20 protein-coding genes are annotated in these 16,120 nt (G+C 76.5%); 4 read left to right on the top strand and 16 right to left on the bottom strand.

The annotated features are described in order from the left end of the window. Window positions 1–27 precede the first annotated feature (27 nt). From ACI8AC_RS12930 to ACI8AC_RS12980, 11 genes are all read right to left on the bottom strand, one after another. Window positions 28–219 carry a hypothetical protein gene (locus ACI8AC_RS12930; RefSeq protein WP_117379019.1) on the bottom strand — a complete coding sequence of 64 codons (192 nt, stop codon included), beginning with the start codon at window positions 217–219 and terminating at the stop codon, window positions 28–30. 149 nt (window positions 220–368) lie between these two features. Beyond that, window positions 369–638: an acylphosphatase gene (locus ACI8AC_RS12935; RefSeq protein WP_456898183.1), complete on the bottom strand. Its 270-nt coding sequence runs from the start codon at window positions 636–638 to the stop codon at window positions 369–371. Then, window positions 635–1,543 (bottom strand): bifunctional DNA-formamidopyrimidine glycosylase/DNA-(apurinic or apyrimidinic site) lyase, encoded by a 909-nt coding sequence (mutM, locus tag ACI8AC_RS12940; RefSeq protein ID WP_456898184.1) that lies wholly within the window; start codon window positions 1,541–1,543, stop codon window positions 635–637. The genes ACI8AC_RS12935 and mutM overlap by 4 nt, the downstream gene beginning before the upstream one ends. Before the next feature lie 2 nt (window positions 1,544–1,545). After that, the gene (gene rnc, locus ACI8AC_RS12945; RefSeq protein ID WP_456898185.1) at window positions 1,546–2,388 is read right to left on the bottom strand and encodes a ribonuclease III; all 843 of its coding nucleotides are present in this window, start codon (window positions 2,386–2,388) and stop codon (window positions 1,546–1,548) included. Window positions 2,389–2,454: 66 nt separating this feature from the next. Next, window positions 2,455–2,634, bottom strand: a complete 180-nt coding sequence (gene rpmF / locus ACI8AC_RS12950; protein ID WP_117379017.1) for a 50S ribosomal protein L32 — start codon at window positions 2,632–2,634, stop codon at window positions 2,455–2,457. Between the two features lie 2 nt (window positions 2,635–2,636). After that, window positions 2,637–3,221: a YceD family protein gene (locus tag ACI8AC_RS12955; protein ID WP_456898186.1), complete on the bottom strand. Its 585-nt coding sequence runs from the start codon at window positions 3,219–3,221 to the stop codon at window positions 2,637–2,639. Window positions 3,222–3,547: 326 nt separating this feature from the next. Then, a complete protein-coding gene (locus ACI8AC_RS12960; RefSeq protein ID WP_456898187.1) occupies window positions 3,548–4,234 on the bottom strand; it encodes a hypothetical protein in 687 nt (228 codons plus the stop codon). After that, window positions 4,231–4,713, bottom strand: a complete 483-nt coding sequence (coaD, locus tag ACI8AC_RS12965) for a pantetheine-phosphate adenylyltransferase (RefSeq protein WP_456898188.1) — start codon at window positions 4,711–4,713, stop codon at window positions 4,231–4,233. Before coaD ends, ACI8AC_RS12960 begins: the two co-directional genes overlap by 4 nt. Continuing rightward, window positions 4,710–5,264 carry a 16S rRNA (guanine(966)-N(2))-methyltransferase RsmD gene (gene rsmD, locus ACI8AC_RS12970; RefSeq protein ID WP_456898189.1) on the bottom strand — a complete coding sequence of 185 codons (555 nt, stop codon included), beginning with the start codon at window positions 5,262–5,264 and terminating at the stop codon, window positions 4,710–4,712. The genes coaD and rsmD overlap by 4 nt, the downstream gene beginning before the upstream one ends. Window positions 5,265–5,271: 7 nt before the next feature. Beyond that, window positions 5,272–7,455: an ATP-dependent DNA helicase RecG gene (gene recG, locus ACI8AC_RS12975; RefSeq protein ID WP_456898190.1), complete on the bottom strand. Its 2,184-nt coding sequence runs from the start codon at window positions 7,453–7,455 to the stop codon at window positions 5,272–5,274. After that, window positions 7,455–9,056 (bottom strand): DAK2 domain-containing protein, encoded by a 1,602-nt coding sequence (locus ACI8AC_RS12980; RefSeq protein ID WP_456898191.1) that lies wholly within the window; start codon window positions 9,054–9,056, stop codon window positions 7,455–7,457. Before ACI8AC_RS12980 ends, recG begins: the two co-directional genes overlap by 1 nt. Window positions 9,057–9,242: 186 nt before the next feature. Between ACI8AC_RS12980 and rpmB the strand changes: the two genes are divergently transcribed. Continuing rightward, window positions 9,243–9,425 carry a 50S ribosomal protein L28 gene (rpmB, locus tag ACI8AC_RS12985; protein ID WP_456898192.1) on the top strand — a complete coding sequence of 61 codons (183 nt, stop codon included), beginning with the start codon at window positions 9,243–9,245 and terminating at the stop codon, window positions 9,423–9,425. 357 nt (window positions 9,426–9,782) lie between these two features. Here the strand turns inward: rpmB and ACI8AC_RS12990 are convergent, their stop codons facing one another. The 3 genes from ACI8AC_RS12990 to ACI8AC_RS13000 form a co-directional block, all read right to left on the bottom strand. Continuing rightward, window positions 9,783–10,220, bottom strand: coding sequence for a DUF7144 family membrane protein (locus ACI8AC_RS12990; protein ID WP_456898193.1), 438 nt, complete (start codon window positions 10,218–10,220; stop codon window positions 9,783–9,785). Between the two features lie 87 nt (window positions 10,221–10,307). Beyond that, window positions 10,308–10,595: an amphi-Trp domain-containing protein gene (locus tag ACI8AC_RS12995; protein WP_456898194.1), complete on the bottom strand. Its 288-nt coding sequence runs from the start codon at window positions 10,593–10,595 to the stop codon at window positions 10,308–10,310. Between the two features lie 36 nt (window positions 10,596–10,631). Then, window positions 10,632–11,051, bottom strand: a complete 420-nt coding sequence (locus ACI8AC_RS13000) for an SHOCT domain-containing protein (RefSeq protein ID WP_456898195.1) — start codon at window positions 11,049–11,051, stop codon at window positions 10,632–10,634. A 440-nt stretch (window positions 11,052–11,491) separates the two neighbouring features. Between ACI8AC_RS13000 and ACI8AC_RS13005 the strand changes: the two genes are divergently transcribed. Then, entirely contained in the window at window positions 11,492–12,265 is a 774-nt protein-coding gene (locus ACI8AC_RS13005; RefSeq protein WP_456898196.1) for a hypothetical protein, read from the top strand. A gap of 34 nt (window positions 12,266–12,299) precedes the next feature. Continuing rightward, window positions 12,300–12,689 (top strand): RDD family protein, encoded by a 390-nt coding sequence (locus ACI8AC_RS13010; protein WP_456898197.1) that lies wholly within the window; start codon window positions 12,300–12,302, stop codon window positions 12,687–12,689. On the opposite strand, the gene ACI8AC_RS13015 is transcribed toward ACI8AC_RS13010, so the two are convergent. Next, entirely contained in the window at window positions 12,659–13,201 is a 543-nt protein-coding gene (locus ACI8AC_RS13015; protein WP_456898198.1) for a hypothetical protein, read from the bottom strand. The two genes, ACI8AC_RS13010 and ACI8AC_RS13015, sit on opposite strands and share 31 nt — an antisense overlap. 42 nt (window positions 13,202–13,243) lie before the next feature. Continuing rightward, complete coding sequence (locus tag ACI8AC_RS13020) at window positions 13,244–13,483, bottom strand: hypothetical protein (protein ID WP_456898199.1); 240 nt, start codon at window positions 13,481–13,483, stop codon at window positions 13,244–13,246. A gap of 272 nt (window positions 13,484–13,755) precedes the next feature. On the opposite strand from ACI8AC_RS13020, the gene ACI8AC_RS13025 reads away from it, so the two are divergent. Further along, on the top strand, window positions 13,756–16,104 hold the full coding sequence (locus tag ACI8AC_RS13025) for an arylsulfatase (protein WP_456898200.1): 2,349 nt from the start codon (window positions 13,756–13,758) through the stop codon (window positions 16,102–16,104). Window positions 16,105–16,120: the final 16 nt, after the last annotated feature.

The raw sequence follows: 16,120 nt of genomic DNA on the forward strand, positions 1-16,120 counted from the left end.
CCACGGTGGGGGCAGCGGGGTCCTCTCTCAGGCGAGCGCGGGCTCGGCGTTCTCGCCGGCCATCGTGAGCAGCTCGTGGGCGATGCGGGCGTCGCGCTCGGCGCGCAGCTGCGCGACTTCCTGCTCCAGTCGGCGCACCTTGGCCCGCAGGACGGCGTTCTCCTCGGCTACTCGGAGCTCCGCGGGGGCGACGACGTGACCGAACAGGGCCTTGGCCATGGCAACAACGGCCTTTCGACTGCGTGAGGGTTGGACCTGCGCCCCGTACGACGGTCGGCGCGGTCGTGGTGTTCCCAGGGTGACAGGACCAAGCACGCAGGTCAACGGCCACCCTGCAGACCCCCCGTGTCGGGGGGATGTCGCGTTGGTCACGCCGTGGTGAAGCCCGTCCCCCGGCGTGGCGGCTCGTCCCGCACCTGCACGCCGGTCACGCTCCCGGGGGCCGACGGGCCGTCCAGGTCGGCCAGGACGGCGGCGACCACGGCGTCGTCCCCCTCGAGGACGACCTCGACCCGCCCGTCGGGCAGGTTGGTCGCCGAGCCGGCCAGCCCGGCCGCCTCCGCGCGGCTCCGCGCGAACCACCGGTAGCCCACGCCCTGCACGGAGCCCGAGACGAGGGCGACGGCGCGGCGGGTCACGACCGGCGGGACCGGGCCGCGGAACCGCGCGGCCGGGGCTGGCACACCGGGCAGCTGTAGCTGGAGCGGTTCATGAACGACTCCCGGACGATCGGTGTCCCGCAGCGGGGGCAGGGCCGGTCGCCCTGACCGTAGACGGCGAGGAAGCGGGAGAAGTACCCGCTCTGCCCGTTGACGTCGACGTAGAGGGAGTCGAACGAGGTGCCGCCCTGCGCCAGCGCCTCCCCCAGCACGTCCCGCACCCCCTCGAGCAGGTCGTGCACCTGCGCGCGGGTCAGCCGGTCGGTGGGCCGGTTGCCGTGCAGCCGGGCGCGCCAGAGCGCCTCGTCGGCGTAGATGTTGCCGACGCCGCCGATCAGCGTCTGGTCGAGCAGGGCCCGCTTCACCTCGGTGCGCCGGCGGCGCAGGGCCGCGCTGAACCCGGCCTCGTCGAAGGAGGGGTCCAGCGGGTCGATGGCGATGTGCCGCAGCCGGGGCGGGAGCGCGTCCGGGTCCGCTCCCCCGTCGTCCGCGGTGTCCTCCACCGCCAGCCCGCCGAAGGTGCGCTGGTCGACGAAGCGCAGCTCCCGGCCGCCGTCGGTGAAGGCGAACCGCGCGCGCAGGTGGGTCTCGTCGGGCTGGGAGGGCTTCTCCACCAGCAGCTGGCCGCTCATGCCCAGGTGCGCCACCAGGGCCTGCCCGACGGGCGTGCCGTCGGGTTCGGCGAGGGGCAGCCACAGGTACTTGCCGCGTCGCCGGGCCGCGGTGAGGGTGCGGCCGGTCAGCGCGGCGACGAAGTGGTCGGCGCCCTCGAGGTGCCGGCGCACCGCCCGCGGGTGGCGGACCTGGACGGAGGCGACGGTGCGGCCGGCGACCCAGCGCTCCAGGCCCCGCCGGACGACCTCGACCTCGGGCAGCTCCGGCACGGTCAGTCCCCCACCGGCGCGGGGTCCGCGGCCCGGGGTGCGGGCTCCGCCGGGGGCGGGGTGTCCGCCGCCGGGGACGCGGTCTCCGCCGTCGGGGAGGCATGCTCCGCCGGGGACGCATGCTCCGCCGGGGACGCGGTGCCGGCGGCGCCGGGCGTCAGCGCGCGCCAGGCGGCCTCCGCCGCCTCCTGCTCGGCGGCCTTCTTGGTCCGCCCGCTGCCGCGACCGCGGACGGTGTCGGCGAGGAGCACCGCGGCCGTGAAGGTCTTGGCGTGGTCGGGGCCGGTGTCGGCCACCTGGTAGGTGGGCGCGCCGAGGCCGAGCGCGGCGCCGAGCTCCTGCAGGCTGGTCTTCCAGTCCAGGCCCGCCCCGCGGGTGGCCGCGTGGTCCAGCAGCGGGTCGAACAGCCGGTGCACGATGACCGCGGCGGCCTCCAGCCCGAGGCCGAGGTGGACCGCGCCGATCAGGGCCTCGACGGCGTCGGCCAGGATCGAGTCCTTGTCGCGACCGCCGGTGGTCTCCTCACCGCGGCCCAGCAGCAGGTGCGGGCCCAGGCCGCCGTCCCCGAGCTGCCGGGCGACCCCGGCGAGGGAGTTCATGTTGACCACCGAGGCGCGCAGCTTGGCCAGCCGCCCCTCGGGCAGGTCGGGGTAGCGGCGGTAGAGCTCGTCGGTGACGACGAGCCCGAGCACCGAGTCGCCGAGGAACTCCAGGCGCTCGTTGGTCGGCAGTCCGCCGTTCTCGTAGGCGTAGGAGCGGTGCGTGAGCGCCAACGCGAGCAGGCCGCCGGGCAGCTCGACGTCCAGGGCGTCGCGCAGCCAGGCGGCCGCCCGTTCGGCGTGCACCGCACCGGCCGGGGAGCCCGGAGGCCCACCCGGCGTCGGCGGCGTCCCCACGGCCGGCGCGCCGGCTCAGACGGACAGGACCTGGCGGCCCTGGTGCTGCCCGCAGGTGGGGCAGGCCTGGTGCGGGGGCTTGAGCGCGCCGCAGGCCCGGTTGGGGCACGGGGTCAGCGTGGGGGCGGTGGCCTTCCACTGCGACCGGCGGGCACGGGTGTTGGCGCGGGACATCTTCCGCTTCGGGACGGCCACGGTCAGTTCTCCTCTGTGTTGTCCGGACCGGGGGTGCCCGGTGCGGGAGTGGGACGGTCGGCCTGCGAGGCGTCGGGGTCGGCGCCGAAGCGCTGGGCCAGCGCGGCCCAGCGGGGGTCGGTCACCTCGTGCCCGTGGTCGGCCGGCAGCTCGTCGAGCCGCCGGCCGCAGTCGGCGCACAGCCCGGAGCAGTCCTCGGTGCAGGTGGGTGCCAGCGGCAGGCTGAGGACGACGAGGTCGCGGACCATGGGCTCGAGGTCGAGGTGGTCGCCCTCGACGCGCCGGACCTCGTCCTCCTCGCTGGTCGCCTCGGTGGTGCTGCCCTCGTAGGCGAACAGCTCCTGGACGTCGAGCTCGAGGGTGTCCTCGATGGGCTCCAGGCACCGCGCGCAGGACCCGGCCACGGGGGCGTCGACCTCGCCCGAGACGAGCACGCCCTCCATGACCGACTCCAGCCGCAGCCGCAGGTCGATCGGCGCCCCCTCGGGGACCCCGATGAGCTCGACCCGCCAGTCCGCCGGGGCCGGGATGCTCCGCTCGAGCTCGTGCAGGGACCCGGCCCGCCGGCCGAGCTCGCGCAGGTCCACGCGCCACGGGTCGGCTGAGGGACGCCGGGCGTCCGGGGACGCGGCGCGAGGACGGGGCGGCGGTGCGGCAGGCATGTCGGTACTCGCGGTAGGCAGCGGGGAGGTGACCGGGCGGACCCGCCGGGTGCGGGGCCGGCAGCCGGACCGGACGTCGAGACTACCCGATCGCCGGGGACCGGGCTCCGGCCCGCCCGGCCTCGCTGCAGGGGCCCGCCGCGAGCGTGCGAGCGGTGGGGGGCAGCCGGCCCCGTCCAGAGGCCCACGGTCCGGCCTCGCTGCAGGGGCCCGCCGCGAGCGTGCGAGCGGTGGAGGGCAGCGAGGTCCTCTTACTCGCGCAGCGCGCCGCGGGCCTTCTCCACCGAGCGCAGCATGCGTTCGAGCGTGGTGCCGAAGTCGGCCAGGCGGGTGTCGACGTACTCGTCGACCTCGCCGCGCACGCGGGCGGCGTCGGCCTGGCTCTGCGCGCCGATCTCGTCGGCGCGCTCGACGGCGCTGCGGTACAACTCGGTCTCGGTGACCAGCCGGTCGTGCTCGGCCTGCGCGGCGGCGAGCAGCTCGGCCTGCTGCACCTGCGCGTCGGCCAGGACCGCCTCGTGGTGGCGGCGGGCCTCCTCGACGATCCGCTCGGCCTCCTCCTCGGCCCGGGCCAGCAGGTCCTCGACCTCGGCCTGCGCGCGGGCGAGCAGGTCGTCGCGCTGGCGCCGGGCGGTGCCGAGGATCTCCTCGCGCTGGCGCCGGGCGGCCACCACCACCTGCTCGCTCTCGCTGCGGGTGCGGCCGGTCAGCCGCTCGGCCTCGGCCTGGGCCTGCTGGAGGATCTCGGTGCGCTGCTCGACGATCGCCCCGGCCTTGTGCACCTCGTCGGGCAGGTTCTCCCGGAGGTCGTCGAGCAGGTCGAGCAGGTGGTCGCGGGGGACCATGCAGGAGCCCGACATCGGCACGCTGCGGGCGTTCTCGATGACGCTGCTGAGCTCGTCGACGGTCTCGTAGAGGCGGTAGACGACCTCCGTCACGACCGCTCCCCCCGGGCGGCGACGAGCCGGTCGAACACGGCCTTGGGCACCAGGCTGGAGACGTCCCCGCCGAAGGTGGCGATCTGCTTCACCAGGCTGGAGGAGAGGTGGCCGACCTGCGGGGCGGTCGGCACGAACAGCGTCTCGATCCCCGCCAGCTCGCGGTTCATCTGCGCCATCTGCAGCTCGTACTCGAAGTCCGAGACGGCGCGCAGCCCCTTGACGATCACCGGGACGTCGTGGGCGCGGCAGTAGTCGACCAGCAGGCCCGAGAAGCTGTCGACGGTGACGTTGGGCAGGCCGGCGACGGCGTCGCGCAGCAGGTCCATCCGCTCCTCGACCGTGAACAGCCCGGCCTTGCCGGGGTTCACCAGGACGGCCACGACGAGCTCGTCGTAGAGCGCCGCCGCCCGGGTGATGACGTCGACGTGCCCGTTGGTGACGGGGTCGAACGACCCGGGACAGACCGCACGTCTCACGGACAGCGACCGTACCGGAGCACGGCCTCGCCGTAACGGCGATCGCGCAGTCCGCGCAGGGGTGTCGGCCATGGCCACGGGTCCTCGCGCGCCGGCCGCTCGACGACGACGACGGCGGCCTCGGCCAGCCACCCGCCCGTGACCAGCGACTCCAGCACACCGACGACCTCGGCGGGGGGCGTGGCGTAGGGCGGGTCGGCGAGCACGAGGTCGAAGCGCACGGGCGCCGGGCCGGCCACGACCGCCGGCACCGAGCCGACCACCACGCGCGCGCCGGGCAGCCCGACGGCGGCCACGTTGGCCCGCAGCACCGGCAGCACCCGCGGCGCGTTCTCGACGAGGACGACGTCGTCCGCGCCGCGGGACAGGGCCTCCAGGCCGAGCGCCCCCGAGCCGGCGTAGAGGTCGAGGACGGTGGCGCCCTGGAGGTCCAGCAGGCTGCCCAGGCTGTTGAACAGCGCCTCGCGGGCCCGCTCGCCGGTCGGCCGCACGCCCGACGGCGGGACCCTCAGCCGTCGTCCGCGCGCGGCGCCGGCGACGATCCGGGTCACCCGCGGCTCACGCCTTCTCCAGGTAGGTCGCGCGCTCGTCGGTGGCGAGGGCGGCGACCTCCGCGGCGAGGTCGGGGTGGTCGGCCAGGCCGCGCTCGGTGGCCAGCAGCGCGGTGGCCTCGGCGCGGGCCTCGGCGATGAGCTGCTCGTCCTCGAGCAGCGAGAGCAGCTTGATGCCCGACCGGCGGCCGGACTGCGCCGCCCCGAGGACGTCGCCCTCGCGGCGGGTCTCGAGGTCGAGGCGGGCCAGCTCGAAGCCGTCGGAGGTGGCCGCGACGGCCGCCAGCCGCTGCCCGGTCGCCGAGCCGGCGGAGGCCTCGCTGACGAGCAGGCACAGGCCCTCGTGCTCGCCGCGGGCGACCCGGCCGCGCAGCTGGTGCAGCTGGCTGACCCCGAACCGGTCGGCGTCCATGACGACCATCACGGTGGCGTTGGGCACGTCCACCCCGACCTCGACGACGGTGGTGGCGACCAGGACGTCGACGTCCCCGGCGGCGAAGGCCCGCATCCGGGCCTCCTTCTCCTCGGGTGCGAGCCGGCCGTGCAGGACCTCCAGGCGCAGGCCGGCCAACGCGCCCTGGCGCAGGGCCTCGGCGACGTCGAGCACGGCCAGCGGCGGGCGGCGCTCGTCACCGCCCTCCTCGGCCGGTGCGCCGTCGGCGTCCTCCGGCTCCTCCTCGGCGCCGGCCTCCTCCCCGATGCGGGGGCAGACGACGTAGGCCTGCCGGCCGGCGGCCACCTCCTCGCGCAGCCGCTCCCAGGCCCGGTCCAGCCAGGCCGGCTTGTCGCGGACCGGCACGACGGAGCTGCGCACGCCGCCCCGCCCGCTCGGGAGCTGGCGCAGGGTGGAGGTCTCCAGGTCGCCGTAGACGGTCATCGCCACCGTCCGCGGGATCGGCGTCGCCGTCATGACGAGGACGTGCGGGGGCCGGTTGCCCTTGGCGCGCAGCGCGTCGCGCTGCTCCACGCCGAAGCGGTGCTGCTCGTCGACGACGACCAGCCCCAGGTCGGCGAACTCCACGGTCTCCTGCAGCAGGGCGTGGGTGCCGACGACGATGCCGGCCCGCCCCTCGGCGACCTCGGCCAGCGTCTCGCGCCGGGCGGCGGCCTTCAGCGACCCGGTGAGCAGCGCGACCCGGGTGCCGGCGGGGTCGCCGTCGAGCTCACCGGCCCGGCCGAGCGGGCCCAGCAGCGCGCGGATGCCGCGGGCGTGCTGCGCGGCGAGCACCTCGGTGGGCGCCAGCAGCGCCGCCTGACCGCCGGCGTCGACGACCTGGGCCATCGCCCGCAGCGCCACCACGGTCTTGCCGGAGCCGACCTCGCCCTGCAGCAGCCGGTGCATCGGCTGCTCCCGGGCCAGCTCCGCGGCCAGCTCCTCACCCACCGCGCGCTGGCCCTCGGTGAGGGCGAACGGCAGGCCGGCGTCGACCGCGTCGAGCAGCCCCCCGGGCCGCCGCGGCCGGGCGATGCCGGGTTCCAGGGCCGCCGCGCGCCGCCGGCCGGCGAGGACCAGCTGCAGGGTCAGCGCCTCGTCCCACTTGAGCCGCTGCTCGGCGCGCTCGACGTCCTCCTCGCCGGTCGGCCGGTGGATGTCGAGCAGCGCGGCGGCCAGACCGGGCAGGCCGTGCCGCGCGCGGACCTCCTCGGGCAGCGGGTCCTCGACGAAGCCGAACCCGCCCGTCGCGTCGACCAGCAGCTTGACCGAGCGCTGGATGACCCAGCTGGAGACGTCCTTGGTGGCCGGGTAGATGGGGATCAGCGCACGGGCCCAGTCCTCGTCGTCGTCCCCGGTCATGAGGTGGCAGTCGGGGTGGGCGAACTGCTTGGCGCGGCGGTACTCGCCGACCGTGCCGGCGAACAGGCCCCAGGCCCCCTCGCGCAGGTCGGCGTGCTTGCGGTTGAAGAACACCAGCTGCATGGACCCCGCGCCGTCGCCGACGGTCACCTCGGTGAGCGTGCCGGGCCGGTTGCGCATCTTGCGGGTGGTGACCTTGCGCACCTGGGCGAGCACGGTCACCCGGTCCCCCACCTGGAGGTCCTCCAGCCGGGTCATCTCGCCGCGGCGGGCGTAGCGGCGCGGGTAGTGGCGCAGCAGGTCCCGCACGGTGTGCAGGCCCAGCTGCTCGGCCATCGCCCGGGCCGTCTTCGCGCCGAGGACCCGGTCCAGCCGGGTCGACATGTCGACGGCCATCACTCCACCCCCACGAGCAGCGGGACACCCCCGGCACCGCAGTCGTAGCGGGCCACCTCGACGGTCGGGTGCCGGCCGGCGAGGTGGGCGCAGACCGCGTCGCCCAGCCCGGCCTCGGCGCCGACGACGACCGTGGCCAGCTCCCCGCCGGCCGACAGCAGCCGGTCGATCAGGTCGCAGGCGACCTCGGCGGGGTCGCGCCCGATGACCACCACGTCGCCCTCGGCCGAGCCGAGCACGTCACCGGGGTGGCAGCGCCCCGCGCTGGTCAGCGCCTCCTGGTCGGCCACCGTCACCTCGGCCCAGCGGGTGGCGGCCGCCGCCTCTGCCATCGTGATGACGTCGTCGCCGAAGCGGCGCGCCGGGTCGGCGACGGCCACGGCCGCCAGCGCCTGCACCGGGGAACGGGTGGGGACGACGGCGACGTCGCGGCCCATCCCCCGGGCGTGCTCCGCGGCGTGCGAGGCGGCCGCGGTCAGGGCCGCGTCGTTGGGCAGCAGGACGACGGTCGCCGCCCCCGAGTCGACGACGGCGGCCACCAGCTCGTCCTCGGTGAGGCCGTCGGGCCCGCAGGTCACCGCACGGACGCCCTCGGCCTCGAAGAGCCGGGCCATCCCCTCGCTGGGCACGATCGCCACCACCGCCCGCGCCGCGGGGTCCGGGGCCGGCGGGGGCTGCGGCGCCAGCGGGGTGACCGCGATGCGGTAGGGCCGCCCCGCCTCGATGCCGGCCTCGATGGCCGCGCCGACGTCGGAGACGTGCACGTGCACGTTCCACTCCCGGCCCTCGGCGGTGTCGACCCCGACGACCACGAGGCTGTCGCCGAGGGCCGCGAGCCGTTCCTGCAGCCGGGCCACGGCCGGCTCGTCGCTGTCGGCGAGCAGGTACTGCACCTCGCTGCCGGGCCCCGGGGGCGGCTGGTGCGGCCGGTCCCCGCCGTGCGCGTGGGGGCGGGCCGGCCGGCGGACCAGCGGCGGGCGGGCCGGCTCGACGCCGGTCACCGTCGTCACCAGCGCGTCCAGGACCAGGCACAGCCCGGCTCCGCCCGCGTCCACGACACCGGCGTCGCGGAGCGCGGCGAGCTGGCCGGGGGTGGCCTCGAGCGCGGCCCGCGCCCCGTCGGCGGCGGCCCGCACCACCTCGGGCAGGGCGGTGCACCCGCCCGCGACGGCCGCGGTGGCCGCCTCCCCGGCGGCCCGGGCGACGGTGAGGAAGGTGCCCTCCTCCGGGTCGGCGACCGCGGTGTAGGCCGTCCGGCCGGCCCGGTGCAGCGCCTCGGCGAAGGCCGGCCCGTCGGCCGGACCCGCCCCGGCGAGCCGCTCGGACAGGCCGGTCAGCAGCTGGGCGAGGATCGTCCCGGAGTTGCCCCGGGCCCCCAGCACCGCGCCGCGGGCCACGACCGCCCAGGCCGGCTCGCCGTCGACCCCGCCGTCCAGTGCGGCGAGCACGGCCTCGGCGGTGAGCAGCAGGTTGGTGCCGGTGTCCCCGTCGGGGACCGGGAAGACGTTGAGGTCGTCGAGCTCCCCGCGCGCCCCGGCCAGCGCGGCGTGCGCGGCCCGGCACCAGCGGCCGACCGCGGCGTCGTCCAGCGCCTCCAGCACGGGCGGAGGGTACCCACGGTCCCCGACGGGGACGGCCGCCCCGGCCCGGCCGCGGGGGCGGTGCCGGGGCCGCCCCCGGCAGCGGCTGCCGGGAACGGCTAGACTGAGCAACGGTCTGTGTGCGGCTGCCGTCGGTGCGCCGCCGTCTGTGAACGATTCATCTGGGAGTGATCCGCCGTGGCTGCCGTGTGCGATGTCTGTGGCAAGGGGCCCGGTTTCGGTATGTCGGTGTCGCACTCGCACCGCCGCACGCCGCGCCGGTGGAACCCGAACATCCAGTCCGTGCGGGCCCTGGTCGCCCCCGGCAACCGTCGCCGGATCAAGGCGTGCACCTCGTGCATCCGCGCCGGCAAGGTGACCCGCGCCTGACCGAGGGCGGCGGCCCCGCCGGAGGCTGCCGCTCCGGCAGCAGCCGTGGACCCGCGCCCGCTCCGCCCGGCGGCCGGGCCCGGCTGGGGCACCCGCGGTGCGCGACGAGGACCCCGGAGGTCGGTGACCTCCGGGGTCCTCGTCGCGTGCGCCGCACCCGCCGACCGGTGGGTGGGGGCGGGGGGCCCCCCCCCCCCCCCCCCCCCCCGGGCGCGAGCCCCCCCCCCCCCCCCCCCCCCCCCCCCCCCCCCCCGCCCCCCGCCCCTCCCCCCCCGCGCGCCGCCCGCCCCCCCCCCCCCCCCGCCCCCCCCCCCCCCCCCCCCCCCCCCCCCCCCCCCCCCCGGGTGTGCGACGTGCTCAGTAGGTCGACTTCAGCTCGCGGCCGTGCACGACGATCGCGTAGATGATCAGCACGTCGAGCGTGATGACGACCAGCGCCCAGATCGGGTAGGCCGGGGAGAAGGCGATGCTCGCCAGGATGCTGAGCCCGGCGATGACCACGCCGGCGATCCGCGCGGCGAGGTTGCCGGCCAGCAGGCCCAGACCCACCAGCCCCCCGACGATGCCGAACCCGAGGTGGACCCAGCCCCAGGTCGTGTAGTCGACGTCGACCACCAGGCCGCTGCTGGTGACCAGGTAGTAGCCGTCGTCCAGCAGGGCGACGAGCCCCTGGACGACGTGGATGAGCCCCATCACGACGAGCACCACGCCGGCGAACACCACCCAGCCGGTCCAGGCGCTGGTGGGGGGCTCGTCGTAGGGCTGCGGCTCCCGGCGCTGCGACGTGTCGGTCATGTCGATCCTCCTCCGCGCTTCGCGCGCTGGTCTCGGTCCCTCGTCCTCTGCCCTCGACGGGTGCGGCCGTCCCGGGGCCCCACCCCGTCAGCCGCCGTCCCCGGACCGTGATCCGGCTGCGGGGCGGCGGGCGTGCCCGGTCGACCAGCTGAGCTCGATCTCGATCTCGACCTCGTCGCCGTCGACCTCGATCTCCGCCTCGGCGCGCACCTCGTCGGGGACCCGGAGTTCCACGGTCGTCCCGCCGCCGTCCCCCGGGCCGTGCGGCAGCGTCACCTTCCCCGTCCCCTCGAGGGCCCGGGCGAGCTCGGCGAACCACCGGGCGGCCTCCTGGCGGGACAGCGTGACCTCGCGCTCCACCTTGACGTCGGACATGCCCGACCTCCTCCGCGTCCTGGCCCGCACCGGCGGTCAGACGAGCACCTTGCGCTTCATCTGCTCGAACTCGCTCTGCGTGAGGGCCCCGCTGTCCAGCAGCTGCTTGGCCCGGGTCAGCTCGTCCACGCCGTTGGAGCCGCCTGCCGGGCCCCCCGCCGTGCTCCCTGCCGAGCCGGCGGCGACCGACCGGATGTGGTCGTCCACGGCCGCCTGGTGCCGGCGGGCCTGCTCCTCGGCGCGCTCGCCCATCCCGCGGCCCTGCGTCACCAGGTAGGCGAAGACGCCGACGAACGGGAGGAACAGGGTCAGCAGGACCCAGCCGGTCTTGCCCCAGGCGCCGATGTCCCGGCGGCGGAACATGTCCGTGTAGACGACGATCAGCAGCCAGATCCACAGGATCCAGGCGAAGAACACGATCATCGACCAGATGACTTCCAGGAGCGGGTAGTCCATCGCGGGCCTCCTCGGGCGGTGTCGGCACCGAGGGTGCCGCCGGACCGCTGGTCCCCTCCTCGTCCCGCAGGGGTGAATCCGCCGCCGGAGGCGGGGCCCGGGCCGCCCGGCGGGACCCGCTCACCCCGCGGGATGAGGGCCGGCGCCCCGGCAGCGCCCATGCTCGGGCGACCCCTGTCCTGGACCGGAGGACCGCCATGACGCTGGTCGCTGGGGCCGACCAGCCGCACCGGGACCCACCGGGGGTGGCCGGCCTCCCCCGGGAACGGCCCGCGGTCGCCGGCCGGGCTCGCGGGCCCGGACCGCGGCGCCTCCCGGCCTGACCCGCCCGGTCCCATGACCTCGGACACCGGTACCCCAGGTACCCCGGTCGCCGCCGCCCTCCCGGTGCCGCGGCCCGCCTCCGTCCCGGTGCCCAACACCTCGGACCGGTCCGCACCGTGCCGGGAACCGGCGGGAGGCGGCCGCCACCGACGGTCTCCGACGTCCTCGGCGTCCTCGACGTCCTGCTCGGCGCGGCGGTGCTCGGCGTCGCCGCGGCGCGGACGCCCGCCCGGGTGCCCCGCGCCGCCGTGCACCGACTCCCCGCCCCGGGCCGGCGGGCCCTGCGGCGGGCACGGGCGGCGCTCCGGGCACGGGGGCTGACCGAGCGGCACCTGCTCACCGGGCGGCTGGGCGCGGTCACCGACGCGGCCGTCCCGGCGTTCGCCCGGGCGGCGCTGGCCCGCGTGGACGTCCCGGACCTGCTCGCCCGCTTCGTCGACCTCGACCGCGTGGTCGCCCTCGTCGACCTGCAGCGCGCCGTCGACAGGGTCGACGTGGACCGCATCGCCGCCCGCCTCGACGTGGACCGCGTCGCCGCCCGCCTCGACCTCGACGCCGTCATCGACCGCCTCGACCTCGACCGCGTGGCCGACCGCCTCGACGTGGACCGCGTCGCCGCCCGCCTGGACCTGGACGCGGTCATCGACCGGGTCGACCCGGACCGCATCGCCGACCGGCTCGACGTGGTGGCGCTGGCCCGGTACGTGGTCGATGCGATCGACCTGCCCGACCTCATCCGCAGCTCGACCGGGACGCTCACGACCGAGGTCGTCTCGGGCGTCCGCAGCCGGGGCGCCGAGGCCGACCAGGCGGTCGACCCGGTGGTCGACCGCCGGCTGCGCCGCTCCGGGCGGCGCGCTCGTGGCGACGGCACGGGGAGCCCGCGGTGACCCGCGCGGACGGCCGGCCCCCGCCCTGGCGAACGTGCTGGACGTCGAGGTGGTGCTCGCCGTGCTGGCCGCCGGGTACGCCGCGGTCACCGTGACGACGTTCCTGCTGGACCCGCGCGGGTTCCGCTTCCCCGCCCCGTCGCCGGGCCTGCTCCTGACGTGCGGGGCCGTCGTCACGGCCGCCTACTCCACCGTTACCTGGGCCGGGAGCCGCACCTGGGGCGCCCGCGTCCTGGGGGTGCGCCCGGTCTCCCCCTCCGGCAGGCCCCTGGGCTGGGCCCTGGCCGCGCTGCGTGCGGCGCTGTGCGTGGCGTTCCCCATCGGCCTGCTGTGGGTCGCGGCCGGCCGGTCCCGCCGGTCCGCGCAGGACGCCGTGCTGGGCACGGCGGTGGTCTACGACTGGTCGCCGCCGGGCCCGCGCTGACCTCCGGCCGGGGGCTCCTCCCGGGGCGGCGCGTCCGCCGCGCCCCCCGGCGACGGCAGCCCTCCCCGGGGTGCCGGCGGCAGGTCAGCCACCGCGAGCACGAGGAACGGTCCGACGAGGAGGTCGCGGCACTCCGCCGGCGCGGCCAGCTCCAGCCGTCTCCCGGTGGTCAGGACCAGGGGCAGGACCAGCGGCCGGTCGCCGAGCCGGCGGACGTCGCAGGCCGGCACCGGACGGGGACCCGCCTCCGGGGTGCGGACCCGGTACGACGCGGTCCCGAGGCGCAGGGGTCCGGAGCGCACCAGGAGCACGTCGCGCCGCCAGGTGGCCCGCGTGGTGCGTCCCCAGGCCCGCCTGCCCCGCGCCCGCCGCCCCCGCCGCGGCGCCGCGGCCAGGCGGCAGCGGAACCACCGCGGGTCCCGGACCGTGCCGAGCCGGACCCGCAGGACGACCGTCCCGAGCACGGTGACCACCACGGCGGCGCCCGCGAGGAGCTCAACCGCCCAGGGCACCGCGCAGCCCCCCGCCCCGTCCTCCCGGCCACCCGGTGCCGCTCACGTCCCGTCCGCCGGCTGCTCGTCGGCGACCTCCACGGGGCCGCTGCGCACCTCGATCAGGTCCAGCCCCAGGGACTGCAACCGCTGCAGGAGACCGTGCAGCCCGGACTGGTCCGTCGGGTCGGTGCGCAGGACGGTGACCGGTGGCTCCTCGGAGACCCCGGCGGCGCCGATCTCGACGAGCACGGCGGGCGGGACCGGTCCGCGGACGCGCAACTCGTAGACGGAAGGGCCCATGGCCGCGGCTCCTCTGGTGCGGAAGGTGGAGCGGCCGGACCGGGTCGGGTCCGGCCATGCCGCCCTCGCGGGTGCCGGCGGTCCCCGGACGGGCGTTCGCCACCGAGCCTCCACCGGGAACCGCGGGCCGGCCTCGTCCGCACCGGATGAGGTGGCTCCCGCCCGCGGAGCGGGGCGGAGCGGCACGCGGGCACCGGGATCACCCGCGGCGGGGGATGGCGGCGACCCGCCGGCGCCGCTGTCCTGGGGGTCCGACCCCCAGGAGGCTTGCCATGGCGGTGCAGGAGTACGAACCGGGGACGGCCTTCCCCGGCACGATCGGCCGCACGACCGACGTGTCGGAGCCCGCCTGGCCACGGCCGGTCCGCGCTGTCCCGGGCGCCCCCAACGTGCTGGTCGTCGTGCTGGACGACACCGGCTACGGGCAGCTGGGCTGCTACGGCAGCCCGATCGCGACGCCGAACCTCGACGCCCTGGCCGCCGGCGGCCTCCTGTACAGCAACATGCACACGACGGCGCTGTGCTCCCCGTCGCGCTCGTGCATCGTCACCGGCCGCAACCACCACGCGAACGCGATGGCGGCGATCAACGAGCTGGCCACCGGCTACCCCGGCTACAACGGCAACATCCCGTTCGAGAACGGCTTCCTCTCGGAGATGCTGCTGCAGCACGGCTACAGCACCTACCTGGTCGGCAAGTACCACCTGATGCCGTCGGAGCAGGAGTCGGCGGCCGGGCCGTTCGACCGCTGGCCGCTGGGGCGCGGCTTCGAGCGCTTCTACGGGTTCCTCGGTGGCGACACCAGCCAGTGGCACCCCGACCTGGTGTACGACAACCACCAGGTCGAGCCGCCCCGGAGCCCGGAGGAGGGGTACCACCTCACCGAGGACCTGGCCGACATGGCGATCCGCTTCGTCAGCGACGCCAAGCAGGTGGCGCCGTATAAGCCCTTCTACCTGCACTTCTGCCCGGGGGCCACGCACGCGCCGCACCACGTGCCGGAGGAGTGGGCCGACCGCTACGCCGGCGCGTTCGACGACGGCTGGGACGCCTACCGCGAGCGGACCTTCGCCCGGCAGAAGAAACTGGGCATCGTGCCGCCGGGCGCCGAGCTCTCCCGGCGGGACCCGGACGTGCCGGACTGGGACGCCCTCCCCCCCGAGGCCCGGCGGCTGTACGCCCGCATGATGGAGGTCTTCGCGGGGTTCCTCACGCACACCGACCACCACATCGGCCGGCTGCTGGACTTCCTCCGGGAGATCGACGAGCTCGACAACACCCTCGTCGTGGTCGTCTCGGACAACGGGGCCAGCGCCGAGGGCGGGCCGACCGGCACGCCCAACGAGATGCAGTTCTTCAACAACGCCCCCGAGCCGCTCGCCGACGTCCTCACCCACCTCGACGAGCTCGGCGGCCCGACCACCTTCAACCACTACGCCTGGGGCTGGACGTGGGCCGGGAACACCCCGTTCCGGCGCTGGAAGCGGGAGACCTACCGCGGCGGCGCCAGCGACCCGTTCCTGGTCCACTGGCCCCGCGGCATCGAGGCCCGGGGCGAGGTGCGCCACCAGTTCGCGCACATCATCGACCTCGTCCCCACCGTCCTGGAGGTGCTCGGCATCGAGCCGCCGCGGGCCATCCGGGGGGTGACCCAGTCACCCCTCCACGGCACCAGCCTCGCCTACACGTTCGAGGCCCCGGACGCCCCGACCCGGCACCGCACCCAGTACTACGAGATGCTCGGCCACCGGGCCATCGACTCCGACGGCTGGCGGGCGGTCTGCCCCTGGCCGGGCCCCTCGTTCAGCGAGGCCGGCAAGCCGTTCGGCGTCCCGGTGTCGGCGGCGGACCTGGCGGACCTGGACGCCCACCACTGGGAGCTCTACCACGTCGCCGAGGACCCCACCGAGAACCACGACCTGGCCGATCGGCACCGCGACAAGCTCATCGAGCTGATCGCCCAGTGGTACGTCGAGGCCGGCAGGTACGGCGTCCTCCCCATTGACGGCAGCGGCGCCCAGCGGCTCATGGTCGAGCGCCCGCAGGTCGCCGAGCCGCGGGACGCCTACGTCCTGCGCCCCGGCACGTCCTCCGTGCCCTTCTTCGCCGGCCCGCGCGTGCTCAACCGGCCGCACAGCATCACCGCCGACGTCGAGACGGCCGAGGGGGACGAAGGCGTGCTCCTCGCCCAGGGCACCGCCGTCGGCGGCTGGACCTTCTACGTCCTGGACGGACGGTTGCACTACGCGCACAACTACGTGTCCCGGGCCCTGTTCCGGGTGGCGGCACCCGAGCCGGTGCCCGCCGGCCGGCACCTGCTGCGCTTCGAGTTCGAGCCGACGGGCGCTCCGGACCTGGCCCAGGGGCGGGGCGCGCCGGGACGGGGCCAGCTCTACGTCGACGGCAGGCTGGTGGCCGACGAGGAGCTGCCCGTCACCGTGCCCATCGTCATCAACCCGGGCAACCTCACCTGCGGGGCGGACCCCGGCTCCCCGGTCTGCCCGGACTACCGGGCCCCCTTCCGCTTCACCGGCACGCTGCACACCGTGACCGTCGACCTCTCCGGCGACCTGATCACCGACGGTGAGATCGAGCTGCGGCTGGCCATGGCGCGGCAGTAGCGCCCCGGAGCCCGGG

The organism is Geodermatophilus sp. SYSU D00758 (assembly GCF_054049955.1).